General features: G+C 67.3%; 13 protein-coding genes and 1 pseudogene. 7 read left to right on the forward strand and 7 right to left on the reverse strand.

From position 1 onward, the window contains the following. Positions 1-108: 108 nt before the first annotated feature. Positions 109-1,122, reverse strand: coding sequence for a methionyl-tRNA formyltransferase (fmt, locus tag AC3WL8_RS09630; protein WP_211980456.1), 1,014 nt, complete (start codon positions 1,120-1,122; stop codon positions 109-111). Positions 1,123-1,274: 152 nt separating this feature from the next. Further along, positions 1,275-1,781: a peptide deformylase gene (def, locus tag AC3WL8_RS09635; protein WP_013958444.1), complete on the reverse strand. Its 507-nt coding sequence runs from the start codon at positions 1,779-1,781 to the stop codon at positions 1,275-1,277. 160 nt (positions 1,782-1,941) lie between these two features. On the opposite strand from def, the gene AC3WL8_RS09640 reads away from it, so the two are divergent. The 4 genes and pseudogenes from AC3WL8_RS09640 to AC3WL8_RS09655 all read left to right on the forward strand — a co-directional run bounded on the left by AC3WL8_RS09640 (position 1,942) and on the right by AC3WL8_RS09655 (position 7,317). Then, positions 1,942-3,123, forward strand: a complete 1,182-nt coding sequence (locus AC3WL8_RS09640; RefSeq protein WP_211980457.1) for a LysM peptidoglycan-binding domain-containing protein — start codon at positions 1,942-1,944, stop codon at positions 3,121-3,123. A 62-nt stretch (positions 3,124-3,185) separates the two neighbouring features. Beyond that, positions 3,186-4,009: pseudogene (locus AC3WL8_RS09645) on the forward strand (DNA-processing protein DprA); the annotation flags it as partial. A 68-nt stretch (positions 4,010-4,077) separates the two neighbouring features. After that, entirely contained in the window at positions 4,078-4,482 is a 405-nt protein-coding gene (locus tag AC3WL8_RS09650) for a thioredoxin domain-containing protein (protein WP_153956046.1), read from the forward strand. Between the two features lie 147 nt (positions 4,483-4,629). Continuing rightward, positions 4,630-7,317, forward strand: a complete 2,688-nt coding sequence (locus AC3WL8_RS09655; RefSeq protein WP_211980458.1) for a DNA topoisomerase III — start codon at positions 4,630-4,632, stop codon at positions 7,315-7,317. Positions 7,318-7,390: 73 nt separating this feature from the next. Here AC3WL8_RS09655 and AC3WL8_RS09660 read toward each other — a convergent pair whose 3' ends face one another. Then, the gene (locus AC3WL8_RS09660) at positions 7,391-8,338 is read right to left on the reverse strand and encodes a LysR family transcriptional regulator (protein ID WP_492378191.1); all 948 of its coding nucleotides are present in this window, start codon (positions 8,336-8,338) and stop codon (positions 7,391-7,393) included. A 200-nt stretch (positions 8,339-8,538) separates the two neighbouring features. Here AC3WL8_RS09660 and AC3WL8_RS09665 point away from each other — a divergent pair, with 200 nt between their 5' ends. Next, positions 8,539-8,721 (forward strand): hypothetical protein, encoded by a 183-nt coding sequence (locus AC3WL8_RS09665; protein ID WP_492378192.1) that lies wholly within the window; start codon positions 8,539-8,541, stop codon positions 8,719-8,721. Positions 8,722-9,015: 294 nt separating this feature from the next. Here the strand turns inward: AC3WL8_RS09665 and AC3WL8_RS09670 are convergent, their stop codons facing one another. The 3 genes from AC3WL8_RS09670 to AC3WL8_RS09680 form a co-directional block, all read right to left on the reverse strand. Next, positions 9,016-9,465, reverse strand: coding sequence for a YMGG-like glycine zipper-containing protein (locus AC3WL8_RS09670; protein ID WP_013958451.1), 450 nt, complete (start codon positions 9,463-9,465; stop codon positions 9,016-9,018). A gap of 223 nt (positions 9,466-9,688) precedes the next feature. Beyond that, on the reverse strand, positions 9,689-9,883 hold the full coding sequence (locus AC3WL8_RS09675; protein WP_013958452.1) for a YbdD/YjiX family protein: 195 nt from the start codon (positions 9,881-9,883) through the stop codon (positions 9,689-9,691). A gap of 23 nt (positions 9,884-9,906) precedes the next feature. Next, positions 9,907-11,976: a carbon starvation CstA family protein gene (locus tag AC3WL8_RS09680; RefSeq protein WP_492378193.1), complete on the reverse strand. Its 2,070-nt coding sequence runs from the start codon at positions 11,974-11,976 to the stop codon at positions 9,907-9,909. Between the two features lie 407 nt (positions 11,977-12,383). On the opposite strand from AC3WL8_RS09680, the gene AC3WL8_RS09685 reads away from it, so the two are divergent. Both AC3WL8_RS09685 and AC3WL8_RS09690 read left to right on the forward strand, forming a co-directional pair. Beyond that, entirely contained in the window at positions 12,384-13,790 is a 1,407-nt protein-coding gene (locus tag AC3WL8_RS09685) for a cache domain-containing protein (RefSeq protein WP_492378194.1), read from the forward strand. Continuing rightward, positions 13,787-14,461, forward strand: a complete 675-nt coding sequence (locus AC3WL8_RS09690; RefSeq protein ID WP_013958455.1) for a response regulator — start codon at positions 13,787-13,789, stop codon at positions 14,459-14,461. The genes AC3WL8_RS09685 and AC3WL8_RS09690 overlap by 4 nt, the downstream gene beginning before the upstream one ends. A gap of 61 nt (positions 14,462-14,522) precedes the next feature. Here the strand turns inward: AC3WL8_RS09690 and AC3WL8_RS09695 are convergent, their stop codons facing one another. Beyond that, positions 14,523-16,379: a phosphoenolpyruvate carboxykinase (GTP) gene (locus tag AC3WL8_RS09695; RefSeq protein WP_492378195.1), complete on the reverse strand. Its 1,857-nt coding sequence runs from the start codon at positions 16,377-16,379 to the stop codon at positions 14,523-14,525. Between the last annotated feature and the right edge of the window lie 394 nt (positions 16,380-16,773).

A 16,773-nucleotide genomic window follows, 5' to 3' on the forward strand; every position in this document is an offset into this window, starting at 1 on the left:
GAAAATTCAACGGCTGTTCAACGGTTTCAGGGGGAGCCGTGGCCGGTCGCGCCCGCCGGGCGGTTCCACCGGCACTTATGTTGCCATGTGCGGCAAAGGCCTGCCCGATCATGCCTGTGCGGCGCCGTTGCCGGGTACCGCGCAGCGCGTGCCCGGCGGCAGCGGCAGCCCTTGCAGGAACTGCTGCGCCGGCTGGCGGCGCCCGCCCGGCTTCTGCAGCTCGGTGACCTGCAGTGCGCTGCCCTCGCCGCAGGCGATGAGGACGCCGGCGGCGTCGGCCGCCAGCACCGTGCCGGGCAGATGCGGCAGGCTGCTGGCGGCGGCCAGCGGCACGGCCTGCCAGCACTTGATCACGGTATCGCCGACCTGCACCGTCGCGCCCGGGAAGGGGTTGAACGCGCGCACCTGGTTGGCCAGCGCCGCGGCCGGGCGGCGCAGGTCCAGCGGCGCCTCGTCCTTGGCGATCTTCTCGGCGTAGGTGACGCCTTCGGCCGGCTGCGGCGTGGCGGCCAGCGCGCGGCCGGCGGCCAGTTCCTGCAGCGCTGCCACGGTCATGCGCGCGCCCAGCGCGGCCAGGGTGTCGTGCAGCTTGCCGGTGGTGTCGTCCGGGCCGATCGGCACGGCCTCGCGCGTGAGCATGTCGCCGGTGTCCAGGCCTTCGTCCATCTGCATCAGCGTGATGCCGGTCTCGGCATCGCCCGCTTCGATGGCGCGGTGGATCGGCGCTGCGCCGCGCCAGCGCGGCAGCAGCGAGCCGTGGATATTCAGGCAGCCCAGGCGCGGCAGGGTCAGCACCTCGGCCGGCAGGATCAGGCCGTAGGCGGCCACCACCATCACGTCGGGGGCGGTGCCGGCGAGCGCGTCGATGGCCGCGGCGGCGTCTTCCGGGTACTTGCCCTGGCGGCGCAGCGAGCGCGGCTGCAGCACTGGCCCAAGGCCGCTGGCGGCGGCAAACTGCTTCACCGGGCTGGCCTGCAGCTGCATGCCGCGGCCGGCGGGGCGGTCAGGCTGCGTCAGCACCGCCACAACGGGAAAACCGGCGGCGTGGATGGCTTCCAGCGCGACGCGCGCGAACTCGGGCGTGCCGGCAAAGGCGACACGCAGGGGTCTGGCTTGGGACATGGCAGGTTCCGTGGCCTGAAGCAGAACCGGCCGCTATCGCGGCCGGTGCTTTTGTTCTTCGGAAGTCATAAAGATAACAGACCCCGCGCGGGTGCCGCGCGCTGGCGCCGGGATTCCGGGCGGGCTGTTACATCTTTGTGGTAGGACGCCGCTTACATGCGGGTGCGCTCGCGCTTCTGCAGCCTGCTCTTGATGCGGTTGAGCTTGAGCGGCGACAGGTACTCGACAAAGACCTTGCCGCGCAGGTGATCGATCTCGTGCTGGATGCAGACCGCCAGCAGGTCGTCGGCTTCGAGCTCGAAGCTTTCGCCCTTCTCGTTGAGCGCGCGCACGCGCACCCGGTCGGGGCGCTCGACGCGGTCATAGACCTCGGGCACCGACAGGCAGCCCTCTTCCCACACCTTGCGGTTGTCGCTGGCCCAGATGATCTCCGGGTTGATAAAGACCTGGAGCTGGTCGCGCGTTTCCGAGACGTCGATCACCACCACCTGCTCGTGCACGTTGACCTGCGTGGCGGCCAGCCCGATGCCGGGCGCTTCGTACATGGTTTCAGCCATGTCCTTCACCAGCTGGCGGATACGGTCGTCCACCGCCGCAACGGGTTTGGCAACGGTGTGCAGGCGGGGATCGGGGTAGGTCAGGATATCGAGTTTTGCCATGATGCTCAGGCGCAACGCCGGCTGCTGCCGGCAACCGGACCGCGTTGCGGCGGCCGGTGTTTACATGCAGAATCGGGGCGCAAGTACAAAAATTCAAGGCGCGCCGCAACAGGCGCGCTCTCCCGGGTCAATCCGGCCGAACCACCGGCCGGTCAGGAAAATGCGCGATCTTACCAAAGAACACCAGGCGGCGTCGGGCCGCAGGCTGCACGCGTTCACCCCTAAGTTTGCTTGTGCGTTGTTGAGTGCTGCTGGCTTCACTGCCGCGGCCACGCTTCCGGCCTTGGCCGCGGACCTGACGGTCACGCCGGCACAGCAGGCCGAAGCCCAGCGCACGGCCCAACAGGGTATCCCCGTTTCAGAACTGTCTCCCAATGCGCCGTCGCAGTACACCGTGCGCATGGGTGACACGCTGTGGGGGATCTCGGGCCGCTTCTTGCGCCAGCCATGGCGCTGGCCTGAGCTATGGGGCATGAACCGGCAACAGATCCGCAACCCGCACCTGATCTATCCGGGACAGATCCTGTACCTGATCCAGCGCGACGGCCGTGCCTGGCTGTCGACCACGCCGGGCGGCAGCGGCACGGTGCGCCTGTCGCCACAGATGCGCGGCGGCGCCGCCGATGGCGCCGCCATCCAGAGCATCGCGGCCGCCGATATCGAGCCCTTCCTGATCCGGCCGCTGGTGGTCGACCAGGACACGCTGGCCACCTCAGCGCGCATCGTCGCCGTGTCCGAGTCGCGCGTCATCCTTGGCCGCGACGACACCGGCTACGCGCGCGGCATCCCCGCCGACGCGCCGCAAGGCAGCGACTGGCAGGCCTACCGCCCGGTCACCCCGGTGCGCGACCCCGTCACCAATGCCGTGCTCGGCTACGAGGCCGAATACGAAGGCAACGTGCGCCTGGCGCGCGGCGCGCAGGGCCCGGACGCGGTCTCGACTATGCAGGTCACGCAGGCCAGGCAAGAGATGGGCGTGGGCACGCTGCTGATGCCGCAGCCCGCGCGCGAAGCGCTGCGCTACGTGCCGCACGCGCCCGATACGCAGTTCGACGGCCGCGTGGCCAAGGTCTATGGCGGGGTCGAGTTCGGCGGCGCCAGGCAGGTGGTGGTGCTCAACCTCGGCAGCCAGGCCGGGGTGGAGCCCGGGCATGTGCTGGCGCTGTCGCGCGCCGGCGAGACCGTGGCCGACAAGACCGACAGCAACCGCGCCATCCGCCTGCCCGACGAACGCTACGGCCTGGCCTTTGTCTTCCGCGTGTTCCCGGGGGTGTCGTATGCGCTGGTCACCGACGCCTCCAACGTGATCGCGGTCGGCGACCGGGCGACCTCGCCGCGCTGAGCCGGTCTTGGCGACATCGCAGGCGGCCCCGGCGGCCGCCGCTTCCCTTTGCCATGCCGGCGCTGCCGGCACTGGTCGAACGCACCCTCGCCTGGCTCGGCACACCCGGCAACCATGTGGTCACGATCGGCGACGACACCTACCCTGCCCGCCTGTTCGACCTGCCCGACCCGCCGCCGCTGCTATATATCAAAGGCGATCCCGCGCTGCTGGCGCGTCCTTCGGTGGCCATCGTCGGCGCGCGCGGCGCCACCGAGCAGGGCAGGCGCGATGCGCAGGCCTTCGGGCGGGCGCTGTCCGAGTCGAGGCTGGCGGTGGTTTCGGGGCTGGCGCTGGGCGCGTCGATGCCGCCGCCCATGCCGGCGGGCTGCAGGGCTGCGGCGGTACCGTCGCTGTTACGGGTAGGGGGGCCGGCCGGGTCTATCCGGCCGAGAACCTGGCGCTGGCGTACCAAGTGGCCCCGCGCGGCGCGCTCGGGCTCGCTGATCACCGCACGGCTTGCGGCGAGCTGGGGCGCGAGGTATTTGCGGTCCCGGGCTCGATCCACGCGCCGCTGTCAGCAGGCTGCCACCTGCTGATCCGCCAGGGCGCCAAGCTTGTAGAGCGCGTGGAGGACGTGCTGAAAGAGATCAACCTGCTGCCGGCACCTGCCTGCCCGGCTGCCAGGCGCGTTTCCGCGTCCGTACCGGAGCAACCAGATCTTTCTGACTTTGCTGGCTACGCCGACCCCCTGCTGGCCGCTCTCGGCTACGATCCGGTTACGCTGGATGCGCTGTGCGAGCGCAGCGGCCAGCCGCCGGAAGCCGCCGCGGCGCGCCTGCTGGAACTGGAACTGGCCGGGCACGCCGAGCGTCTACCGGGAAACCTGTTCCGGCGGCTTGGGTGAGCCGCAGCGCAATACCGATACAATCGCCGGCAGCCCGCGTGTCGCGGGCGCCTCATGTTTCCGATGCCATGACCGTTTACTTTCCAGAACGTGACGCCGGCGCCATTGCCGGGTGCCTGGCGGCGCGGCCGCAGGGCCGTCTGGTGGCCTGCCTGTGCGCGCAGTGGTGCGGCACGTGCCGGGACTACCTGGCGGCGCTGACGGCGCTGGCCGCGCGCCATCCGGAGGATTGCTTCGTCTGGATCGACATCGAGACGCATGCGGATGCGCTTGGCGATATCGATATTGAGAATTTCCCGACGCTGCTGGTGCAGCCTGCGTCGGGTGGCACGCCCCAGTTCTATGGCACCCTGCTGCCGCACATCGAGGTGCTGGAACGCATGCTGAGCCGCAGTGCGGCGATGCCGGCGAGTGCCGAAGACGTGCCGCAGGTGCTGGACTGGTTGCTTGCCGGGGGGAGCAGCGCCGCCTAGGCGGCGCTAAGGGCGGCGGCGGAGCTTGCTTGCACCGCCGTTGAAACCGCGCTTATTATTGGCGCCTCATAGCCCCCCGGCGTTCTGATTACTTCGTTTGTAGTGCAATTCGCGGGTTGCCGGATGCAGCTCGCAAGGACCCTTCCCATGTCAAAAGCCCTCATCATCGCGGAAAAACCGTCGGTCGCGGCGGATATCGCCCGTGCCCTCGGGGGGTTTACCAAGCACGACGAGTATTTCGAGAGCGACGACTACGTGCTGTCCTCCGCCGTTGGCCACCTGGTCGAGATCGCCGCGCCGGACGAATACGAGGTCAAGCGCGGCAAGTGGAGCTTCGCGAACCTGCCGGTGATCCCGCCGCATTTCGACCTGCGCCCGATCGCCAAGACCGAGTCGCGCCTGAAGGTGCTGAACCGGCTGATCAAGCGCAAGGACGTCACCGCCCTGATCAACGCCTGTGACGCGGGGCGCGAAGGCGAACTGATCTTCCGGCTGATCGCGCAACAGGCCAAGGCCAAGCAGCCGGTGCGCCGGCTGTGGCTGCAGTCGATGACGCAGCAGGCGATCCGCGATGGGTTCGCCAGCCTGCGCGAAGACGAAGACATGCTGCCGCTGGCCGACGCCGCGCGCTGCCGCTCCGAGGCCGACTGGCTGGTCGGCATCAACGGCACCCGCGCCATGACTGCCTTCAACAGCAAGGGCGGCGGCTTCTTCCTGACCACCGTGGGCCGCGTGCAGACGCCGACGCTGTCGATCGTGGTAGAGCGTGAAGAGAAGATCAAGCACTTCGTGCCGCGCGACTACTGGGAAGTGCGGGCCGAGTTCATCGCCGCCGCCGGCTTATATGAAGGCCGCTGGTTCGACCCCAAGTTCAAGAAGAGCGAGTTCGATCCCGAGGCGCGCGAATCGCGCCTGTGGAGCGAGGCCGAGGCCAAGAGCATCGTCGCCGCCTGCCGCGACAAGACTGGCACGGTCACCGAGGAATCCAAGCCGTCGACGCAGCAGTCGCCGGCGCTCTTTGACCTGACCACGCTGCAGCGCGAGGCCAACTCGCGCTTCGGCTTCTCGGCCAAGAACACACTGGGCCTGGCGCAGGCCCTGTATGAGAAGCACAAGGTCCTGACCTACCCGCGTACCGATGCGCGCGCGCTGCCCGAGGACTACCTGGACACGGTCAAGCAGACCATGGACATGCTGGCCGACAGCTCGCCCAACTACCTGCCGCACGCCAAGAAGATCCTGGCGCAGGGCTGGGTCAAGCCGAACAAGAAGATCTTCGACAACAGCAAGATCAGCGACCACTTCGCCATCATCCCGACGCTGCAGGCGCCCAAGAACCTGTCCGAGCCGGAGCAGAAGCTGTACGACCTGGTGGTGCGCCGCTTCCTGGCGGTGTTCTTCCCGGCGGCCGAGTTCCAGGTCACCACCCGCATCACCGAAGTCGCCGGCCACCACTTCAAGACCGAAGGCAAGGTGCTGGTCAACCCGGGCTGGCTGGTGATCTACGGCCGCGAGGCGCAGGGCGACAAGGACGCCGCCAACCTGGTGCCGGTGGCCAAGGACGAGAAGGTCAAGACCGACAAGGTCGAGAGCGTCGGCCTGACCACCAAGCCGCCCGCGCGCTACAACGAAGCCACGCTGCTGTCGGCAATGGAAGGCGCCGGCAAGCTGGTGGACGACGACGCGCTGCGCGAAGCTATGGCCGGCAAGGGCCTGGGCACGCCGGCGACGCGCGCGGCCATCATCGAAGGCCTGCTGACGGAAAAATACCTCGTGCGCGAAGGCCGCGAGCTGATTCCGACCGCCAAGGCGTTCCAGCTGATGACGCTGTTGCGCGGCCTGGGCGTGCTGGAACTGACGCAGGCCGAGCTGACAGGCGAATGGGAGCACAAGCTCTCGCAGATCGAACGCGGGCGCATGAAGCGCGACGAGTTCATGCTTGAGATCGCGCAGATGACGCAGCAGATCGTCAAGCGCGCCAAGGAATACGACAGCGACACCATCCCGGGCGACTACGCCACGCTGGACACGCCGTGCCCGCAATGCGGCGGGCAGGTCAAGGAGAATTACCGCCGCTTTGCCTGCACCGCGTGCGAGTTCTCGATCAGCAAGATCCCGGGCGGGCGCCAGTTCGAGATCGAGGAGGTCGAGGAGCTGCTGCTGAAGAAGGAAATCGGTCCGCTGCAGGGCTTCCGCAGCAAGATGGGCCGTCCGTTCGCCGCCATCCTCAAGCTGGGCAAGGACGACGAAGGCCATTACAAGATGGAATTCGACTTCGGCCAGAACGACGACGACAACGACGGCGAGCCGGTCGACTTCAGCGGCCAGGAGCCGGTGGGCACCTGTCCGAAGTGCGGCGGCTCGGTGTTCGAGCACGGCATGAAGTATGTCTGCGAGAACAGCACGACCAGCCCCAAGAGCTGCGACTTCACCACCGGCAAGATCATCCTGCAGCAGGAAATCAGCCGCGAGCAGATCGGCAAGCTGCTCACCGACGGCAAGACCGACCTGCTGACGGGGTTCAAGTCGTCGCGCACCGGCCGCAACTTCAAGGCCTTCCTGGTCAAGCAGCCGGACGGCAAGATCGGCTTCGAGTTCGAGGCGCGCGAGCCCAAGGCGGGCGCCAAGACGGCGGCGAAGACCACGGCCAAGGCGGCGTCGAATGGCACGGCCGAGGCGGCGCCGGCAACCAAGACGGCAGCGAAGGCCGCGGCCAAGACGCCGGCCACCAAGGCACCGGCCACCAAGGCACCGGCCAAGAAAGCGGCGGCCAAGAAGGCCCCCGCCAAGACCGCCGCGGCCAAGAAGTCGCGCGCGGCAGCCGCCGGCGAGTAAGCGTCAGCGCGTCACGGCAAAACGCCCGGCATCGCCGGGCGTTTTGCTTTGGGTGGCTCGGCCAGGCAGGCGCTCAGGTGCGCACGGCTTGCGCGCCGTGGCTGGCGGATGGCGCCGGCTGCGCTTCCTTGCCCCGTACCTGCCCTTCTTCGAGAAGGAAGTCGATAAAGGCGCGCACCTTGGTCGGCAAGAACTTGCGGCTCGGATAGACCACGCTGACATCGCGCCGCGGCAGCTGGTATTGCGGCAGCACGTGCACCAGCTTGCCGGATTCGATATTGGGGCGCGCCAGGTAGGACGACAGCATGGCCACGCCCATGTCGGCCAGCGCCGCCTGGTGGGCCAGCTCGGCATTGCTGCACATCAGCCCGGGGCGGATCGGCACGGTCACCTCGCCTTCCGGGCCCAGCAGCGTCCATTCGTGCTCGGCGCTGGGCAGGCGCATGGCAATGCAGCGGTGGTGGCTGAGTTCATGGGCATGGCGGATCGGCGCATGCGCCGCCACGTAGCCCGGCGACGCGCACAGGATCACCTCGGCCGACAGCAGCGGGCGCGCCACCAGGTGCGAGCCCAGGCCCAGGTCGGACAGCATCACGGCGACGTCGCGGCCTTCTTCGACGATATCGACGTTGCGGTCCGACAGGATCACGTCGAACACCACGTCCGGGTACAGCTGCTGGAAGCGCGCCAGCAATTCCGGCAACAGGTGCAGGCCGAACATCACCGGGGTGACCAGTCGCAGCGTGCCGGACAGCGACTGGCTGCGCGCCGTGACTACGCTTTCGGCTTCTTCCACGTCTTCCAGGATCTGCTGGCAGCGCTGCAGGTAGGTTTCGCCGGCGTCGGTCAGCGACAGGCTGCGGGTGGTGCGGTTGAGCAGGCGCGTGCCCAGATGACTCTCCAGGTCGGCCACGTAGCGCGTCACCACTGCGTTGGACATTTCCAGCTGCTGCGCTGCACGCGCGAAGCTTCCCAGTTCCACCACCTTGGAAAACACACGCATCGATTGCAGGCGATCCATGACACAGTCTCCCGGTTCTGCGCTGAATTCTTACGTAATCAGCCTATTTTATTGTTCGAATCAAAACTAATCATTGTGGATCCTGATATTTATTGATATGAGGGAAATGCCTAATATCTAGCCATCGGATGCCGCAACGCAACATAGTCTTTCGTCGAAGTGACGGTTCAGGCATCCATGCAATAGAGAAGGCCTGAATCATGAAAACCAACCGCTACGCCCTGATCGCTGTCGCCACCCTCGCCGCCGCCCTGTCGGCCGCACCGGCCTTTGCCAAGAACGGCAAGTTCGATGTGTTCACCGACGGCGCCAAGGCAGCCAAGTTCGATCCGTACACCGACGGTGCCAAGTACGACACCACTACCGATCGCGCGCCGCTGTAAGGCCGCCTGGCTGCCTCTGGCCCGCCTCCCCGGGCGGCCTGGCAGCGCGATCCCGGGGCCGCTTCCTCCCCTTGTGCGGCCCCGCCTGCTTCAAACCTGGTCTCCACAGGTCCTTGGGGGAGCGCCTCGCAGCCTCTCCGCCTTTATTGGAGAAGAAGCCCGCACCGGTTCCGGTTGCGGGCTTCTTTGTTTCTGCATCCGGCGGGTTTGCAACCACTGGCGAATGATTATGCCAGACGCCGCAAATGAAAAACGGGCCATGACGGCCCGTTTTGCTGACCCACCTACGACTTCTTAGTCGTCGTAGTGGTGATGATGCTTGTGCTTCTTGCGCTTGTAGTTGCTGTTGTAATAGCGGCGGTCATTGTCGTACGAGTTGCTGCGCGAGACATTGCCGCCCAGCGCCGCACCCGCGCCGCCGCCAAGGCCGGCGCCGATCAGGCCACCGGTGCGGCCGCCCATGGCGTTGCCAGCTGCGGTGCCGGCACCACCGCCCAGCGCGCCGCCGATGATGGCACCGGTGCGCTCGCGGCGGTTGGAGGTCACTGCGCCACCGGCGCCGCCGCCTACTGCACCACCGATCACTGCGCCGGTGCTGCCGCCCAGCGCGCCGCCCACCGCGGCACCGGCGACGCCGCCGAGTGCGCCGCCCAGGGCGTTGTTCATGTCGCTCGCGACGGCCGGCAGCGCGCAGGCCGCCAGGGCGAGGGCAATGGTCAGGTTGCGAACGGGATGGCGAGTCATATCTTTTTTCCTCTAATTGCCATGATGTGTCGCAAGTGTAGAGAGGGAGCCGCGCCCTTGCTGTAACCACCTGTAAAGGCCTGTAACCCGCTACAGAAACGGTATCCGTGCATTACAAAAGCGCGGCAAACACGCAACACTTCATAAAAAGACAGGCGATCATGTGATCGCCTGTCTGCTTTGTATGCCGCCGGCCCGCAGGACGGCTGCGTTCAGCGTGTGCTCAGCAGCACTTGCCCTGCCCGCCGCCGTAGCGTGCCTCCTGGCGCTCGCGGAAGAAGGCTTCGTAGCTCATCGGCTCGCGGTCCGGGTGGGTGCTTTCCATGTGCGCGACATAGGTCTGGTAGTCGGGCAGCCCGACCATCAGCCGCAGCGACTGCCCAAGGTAGCGTCCCATGGTTCCGAGTTGTTCCAGCATGGCGGGCTCCTGTGATCCCTGGGTTACTGGGCCGAGGCGCCCGAAGGCAGCGGCTCGAACGGCGTTTCCTTGGCCGTCGGGCGGGAGGCGGCGCGCGCCTGCATCGCTGTCTTGAAGCCGTAGAACACGATCGACAGCACCACCAGCATGAACAGCGCGCACAGGCCGGCGTCCAGGTAGTCGTTGAAGACGATGCGGTGCATCTGCTCCATCGACTTGGCCGGGGCCAGCACCTTGCCTTCGGCGATGGCGGCGCTGAACTTGGCGGCGTGGGTCAGGAAGCTGACCTTGGGGTCGGCGTGGAACAGCTTCTGCCAGCCGGCGGTCAGCGTGCAGATCAGCAGCCAGATGGTCGGCACCAGCGTGACCCAGGCGTACTGGCCGCGCTTCATCTTGACCAGCACGCAGGTGCCCAGCACCAGCGCCACCGCGGCCAGCATCTGGTTGGAGATGCCGAACAGCGGCCACAGCGTGTTGATGCCGCCCAGCGGATCGACCACCCCTTGGTACAGGAAGTAGCCCCAGGCCGCCACGCACAGCGCGGTGGCGGTCAGGTTGGCAACCAGCGAGTCGGTCTTGCGCATCGACGGGATAAAACTGCCCAGCAGGTCTTGCAGCATGAAGCGGCCGGCGCGGGTGCCCGCATCGACGGCGGTCAGGATGAACAGCGCCTCGAACAGGATGGCAAAGTGATACCAGAACGCCATCATGGCCTGGCCGCCCACCACCTGGTGCAGGATGTGGGCGATGCCCACCGCCAGCGTGGGCGCGCCGCCGGCGCGCGAGATGATGGTGTTCTCGCCGACATCCCTGGCGGTCTGCACCAGCACGTCCGGGGTGACCACGAAGCCCCAGGTCGAGACCGCGTGCGCCACCGCTTCCGGCGTGGTGCCGATCACGGCGGCCGGACTGTTCATGGCGAAGTACACGCCCGGCTCGATCACCGAGGCGGCCACCAGGGCCATGATGGCGACGAAGGACTCGGCCAGCATCGCGCCGTAGCCGATAAAGCGCGCGTGCGACTCATTCTCCAGCAGCTTGGGCGTGGTGCCCGACGAGATCAGCGCGTGGAAGCCCGACACCGCGCCGCAGGCGATGGTGATGAACAGGAACGGGAACAGGTTGCCCGACCACACCGGCCCGCCGCCCTTGGCGAACTGCGTGAAGGCCGGCATCTTCAGCTCCGGCGCGACGATCAGGATGCCGATGGCCAGCGCGATGATGGTGCCGATCTTCAGGAAGGTCGACAGGTAGTCGCGCGGCGCCAGCAGCAGCCACACCGGCAGCACGGCGGCGATAAAGCCGTAGATGATCAGCATCCAGGTCAGCGCCTTGCCGTCGTACGTGAACAGCGGCGCCAGCGTGGCGCTTTCATGCACGTACTGGCCGCCGATGATGGCCAGCATCAGCAGCACGAAGCCGATCACCGACACCTCGCCGATGCGGCCCGGGCGGATATAGCGCGTGTAGATGCCCATGAACAGCGCGATCGGAATCGTCACCGCCACGGTGAAGGTGCCCCACGGCGAATCGGCCAGCGCCTTCACCACGATCAGCGCCAGCACCGCCAGGATGATGATCATGATCATGAAGCAGCCGAACAGCGCGATCATGCCCGGCACCGTGCCCATTTCGGACTTGACCAGGTCGCCCAGCGAGCGGCCGTCACGGCGCGTGGAGATGAACAGCACCATGAAGTCCTGCACCGCGCCGGCGAACACCACGCCGGCCAGGATCCACAGCATGCCTGGCATATAGCCCATCTGCGCGGCCAGCACCGGGCCGACCAGCGGGCCGGCGCCGGCAATCGCCGCGAAGTGGTGGCCGAACAGCACCGCCTTGTTGGTCGGCACGTAGTCCAGGCCGTCGTTGTGGCGCCAGGCGGGCGTCATGCGTTTGGGATCGAGCTGCATCACCTTGTCGGCGATAAAGCGGCTGTAGTAGCGGTAGGCGATCAGGTAGATGCAGAGCGCGGCAACCACGATCCACAGCGCGCTGACGGCCTCGCCGCGCGCCAGCGCGACGGTGCCGAAGGCAAACGCGCCGAGCACGGCGACGGCCAGCCACACCAGGTGTTCTCCGATGCGATTCATAGTGAAGGTCTCCTCAGACCGGGATGTCTTGGATAGCCTGCGGCGGCGAAGGACTGGTAACAGGCAACTGGCAGGATCGGCAGCGGGGGTGCGCCGAGGGCGGGCAGCGGGTGCAATCCGGCGGTGAGGGTGTCTCCTGGGATAGCTGCTGCGCGCCCGGTTGTGTCGTCGTTTCCGGATCTCGTCTTGCAGGCAGGCGGTGCACCGTCCGGGTGTGGACAGTGCACCAGCTGCGTCCGCGCATGCGCCCTGCTGGGGCGGCGGCGCGTCCGGCGTGTAGTATTGACACCCGCCAAACCCCGCACAAGCGCGTAACTACGCAGCACTTCTGCGTAGTACTACGCAAATCGACGGTGGCATGCCGCCTGCGCGGCATCGGTGTTTACCCCCGGGTCCCCCTCACTTGTATGAAACTCCGCCAGAAGATCCTATTGCTCGCCGTGGCGCCGTTGGCGGTGGCCATGCTGGGCATCGCGCTTGCCGTGCGCTTCCAGGCCACGCAGCTGGCGCAGCATGAACGCGCGCTGGTCGAGGCCGCCTACCTGCAGAGCAAGGAAACTGAGCTGCGCCACTACGTAGAACTGGCGCAGAGCGCGATCGCGCCGCTGGTGCGCTCCGGGCGCAGCGACGCCGCCACCCGGCAGGCTGCGATGGAAGCACTTGCGCGCCTGGACTACGGCCCCGACGGCTACTTCTTCCTGTACGACCTGCAGGGCCGCAACCTGATGCACCCGCGCCAGCCCGAACTGGTCGGCCAGGACCTGTGGACGCTGCGCGACCCGCAGGGTGCGCTGACCATCCAGCAGCTGATCGCCGCGGCCAAGGGCGGTGGCGGCGCGGTGCGCTACCTGTGGAGAAAGCCCTCGTCGCAGCAGCTGGCGCCCAAGCTTGGGTATGTGGTGGCAGTGCCCGAATGGGGCTGGATGCTCGGCACCGGCATCTACCTGGATGACGTGGAAAGCACGCTGCGCCAGCTGGATGCGCGCGCCGAGACCGATATCCGCGCGACCATGGCCTGGATCGGCGTGATCGCCGGCATCAGCATCCTGCTGGTCGCCGCCAGCGGCCTGGCGCTGAACGTCAGCGAGCACCGCGAGGCCGACGCCAAGCTGCGCCAGCTGGCGCAGCGCGTGGTGCAGTCGCAGGAAGAAGAGCGCGCCCGGCTCTCGCGCGAGCTGCACGACGGCATCAGCCAGCTGCTGGTGTCGGTCAAGCTGGTGCTGGAAACCGCCACCAACCGCCTGCGCCTGGCCCCGGCCGAAGGCGCCGCGGTGGCGCCGGTGCTGGGCATGGCGCTGAACCGGCTCGATACCGTCTTCAATGAAGTGCGCCGCGTGGCGCGCAACCTGCGCCCCGCCCTGCTCGACGACCTGGGCCTGTACGCGGCACTGCAGCACCTGGCGCGCGAGATGCAGGGCGGCAGCGGGCTAGAAATTGCAGTGACCGAGAGCGGCACCCCGCGCGAACTGCCCGACGAGCAGGCCACGGCGCTGTTCCGCATCGCACAGGAAGCCTTGACCAACGTCGAGCGCCATGCCGGCGCGCGCCGGGTCGCGGTGGCGCTGGCCTTTGATGCCGATGCCACGCGCCTCACCGTGCGCGACGACGGGCATGGCTTCGACGTGGCGCGCATGCAGGAGGACCCGCAGCGCGGCATCGGCCTGCGCAACCTGCGCGAGCGCATCGCCGCGCTGTGCGGGCAGTTCGACATCGTTTCGGGCATGGGCGGCACCCAGCTGGTCGCTTCACTGCCGCTGGCCAGGCCCGCGGCCATTGCGCACGATCCCGTTTCAGCAGGACCCTCGCCGTCATGACCCAGCTAGCCGACTCCGCCGAAGTGCCCGCCCGCGTATTGCTAATCGACGACCATGCGCTGGTGCGCGACGGCATGCGCATGCACCTGGCGCTGCAGCCCGGCCTGCGCGTGGTGGGCGAAGCCGACGACGGCGAAGCCGCGCTGGCGTGGCTGGACCGCGCCGGCGCCGCCGAGCTGCCCGACCTGGTCATCACCGATATCGGCATGCGCGGCATGGGCGGCATCGCCCTGGCCGCGGCGCTGCATGACCGCTATCCGGAACTGGCGGTGCTAATCGTGTCGATGCACGACAACCTGGAGTATGTGCGCCAGGCGGTGCGCGCCGGTGCGCGCGGCTATGTGCTCAAGGACGCGCCCGCCGACGAGCTGATGGCGGCGATCCAGTCCGTGCTGGCCGGACGGGTCTTCTACAGCGCTCGCATTGCACGCGGCATGGCCGAGCAGAGCCCCGCCGCAGGGCCGCTGGATGCGCTGACGCCGCGCGAGCGCGACATCCTGCGCGGTATCGGGCGGGGCCTGGCCAACAAGGAGATCGCGGCGCAGCTGGGGGTGTCGGTACGCACGGTGGAGACGCACCGGCTGAACCTGAAGCGCAAGCTTGGGATCGAGGGGCGGGCGGGCCTGGTGAAGTATGCGGTGGAGACGTTGGGGGACAGCGAGAGGGAATAAAAAAAACGCCCGTCTCTGAAGAGACGGGCGTCTTTATCGCGAACTACGCGAACCGTGGCGATCAGCCGTCCAGCCGCTTGCCCAGCGCCGCGCGCACTTCGGCCAGCGCCTGCGGCAGCCGATGCCGCAGCTTGGTGAACAGCTCGTCATGCAGCGCCAGCTCCTGCTGCCACGCATCGCGATCGATCGAAGTCACCTGCGTGAACTGCGCCGGCGTGAAGTCCACGCCATTCCAGTTCAGGTCCTCGTAGCGCGGGGTGGTGCCGAACACGTGCTCGGCGCCCTGCCCCTTGCCTTCGACGCGGTCGATCATCCACGACAACACGCGCATATTGTCGCCAAAGCCCGGCCACACGAAGTTGCCGTCGGCGTCCTTGCGGAACCAGTTGACGCAGTAGATCTTCGGCAGCTTCGCGCCCGCGGCTTCCAGCTTCTGGCCGAGTTGCAGCCAGTGGCCGAAGTAATCGCTCATGTTGTAGCCGCAGAACGGCAGCATGGCGAACGGGTCGCGGCGCACCACGCCCTGCTGGCCGGCGGCCGCGGCGGTGGTTTCCGAACCCATGGTGGCGGCCATGTAGACGCCTTCGGTCCAGTTGCGGGCCTCGGTCACCAGCGGCACGGTGGTCGAGCGGCGGCCGCCGAAGATGAACGCATCAATGGGTACGCCGGCCGGGTTGTCCCAGTTCTCGTCGATCGACGGGCACTGCGACGCCGGCGCGGTGAAGCGGGCGTTCGGGTGCGCTGCCTTGGCGCCGGTGGCCTTGGCGATTTCCGGGGTCCAGTCCTTGCCCTGCCAGTCGACCAGGTGCGCGGGCGCTTCCTTGGTCATGCCTTCCCACCATACGTCGCCGTCGTCGGTCAGTGCCACGTTGGTGAAGATGACGTTTTCCTTGAGCGTCGCCATCGCGTTGAAGTTGGTCTTCTCGCTGGTGCCCGGGGCCACGCCGAAGTAGCCGGCTTCCGGATTGATCGCGTACAGGCGGCCGTCCTGGCCCGGCTTGATCCAGGCGATGTCGTCGCCGATGGTGGTGACCTTCCAGCCCTCGAAGCCCTTGGGCGGGATCAGCATGGCGAAGTTGGTCTTGCCGCAGGCCGACGGGAAGGCCGCTGCCACGTGGTACTTCTTGCCCTCGGGCGAGGTCACGCCCAGGATCAGCATGTGCTCGGCAAGCCAGCCTTCATCGCGGCCCATGGTCGATGCAATGCGCAGCGCGAAGCACTTCTTGCCCAGCAGCGCGTTGCCGCCGTAGCCCGAGCCGAACGACCAGATCTCGCGCGTTTCCGGGAAATGGACGATGTATTTGGTCGGGTTGCACGGCCAGGCCACGTCCTGCTCGCCGGCGGCCAGCGGCTTGCCGACAGTGTGCACGCACGGCACGAACTCGCCGTTGGTGCCCAGGACGTCGTACACCGCGCGGCCCATGCGCGTCATGATGCGCATATTGACCGCCACGTACGGCGAATCGGACAGTTCCACGCCAATATGGGCGATCGGCGAGCCCAGCGGGCCCATCGAGAACGGAACCACGTACAGCGTGCGGCCGCGCATGCAGCCCTCGAACAGGCCGTTCAGCGTCTGGCGCATCTCGGCGGGTTCGGTCCAGTTGTTGGTGGGGCCGGCGTCTTCCTGCTTTTCGGAGCAGATAAAGGTGCGATCTTCCACCCGCGCCACGTCCGAGGGGTCCGACAGTGCCAGGAAGGAATTCTTGCGCTTGGCCGGGTTCAGCCGCTTCATGGTGCCGGCGGCGACCATCTGCTCGCACAGGCGGTCATATTCTTCCTGCGAGCCGTCGCACCAATAGATATGGTCGGGCTTGGTCAGGGCGGCGATTTCAGCGACCCAGGCCACCAGCTTGGGGTGCTTGACCCAGGCCGGCGCATTGACGGGCGCCGTACCTTGCATCGTGGGGTGGTTCATACTGCAGACTCCAGATTCGTAAAGGGAAGGAAGGGAAGGAATCCTTGCAAAGCCTGGCCAGCGGGCAGATGGGGCCGTCACACCCCCGGAGTGATGTCACACTCGGATCGACACATCCCGTTACAACTCCGCGGCGGCCTCGTTTATGCAAAAGGTCGCGGCGGTCCCTGCGGCTGCGCTACAGTTGCGCTTCGCGCGCGCAGGGGTGGCTGCGCGTGCTGGCCGGACTTTGTCCGGGTGCGATCGCGTGACGGGAGCAAGGCTCGACCGACAATCCGCGGCGGCACCGGAACGGGCAAGGATACCACTGGCGCACCCCCCTGTTTTTTGCTGTGCAACAATCGCTGCCACCGGCCGGCGTGGGGTTTTTCGATATTTCTCAACAATACTGTTG

It is taken from the genome of Cupriavidus sp. FW305-F7 (assembly GCF_058782875.1).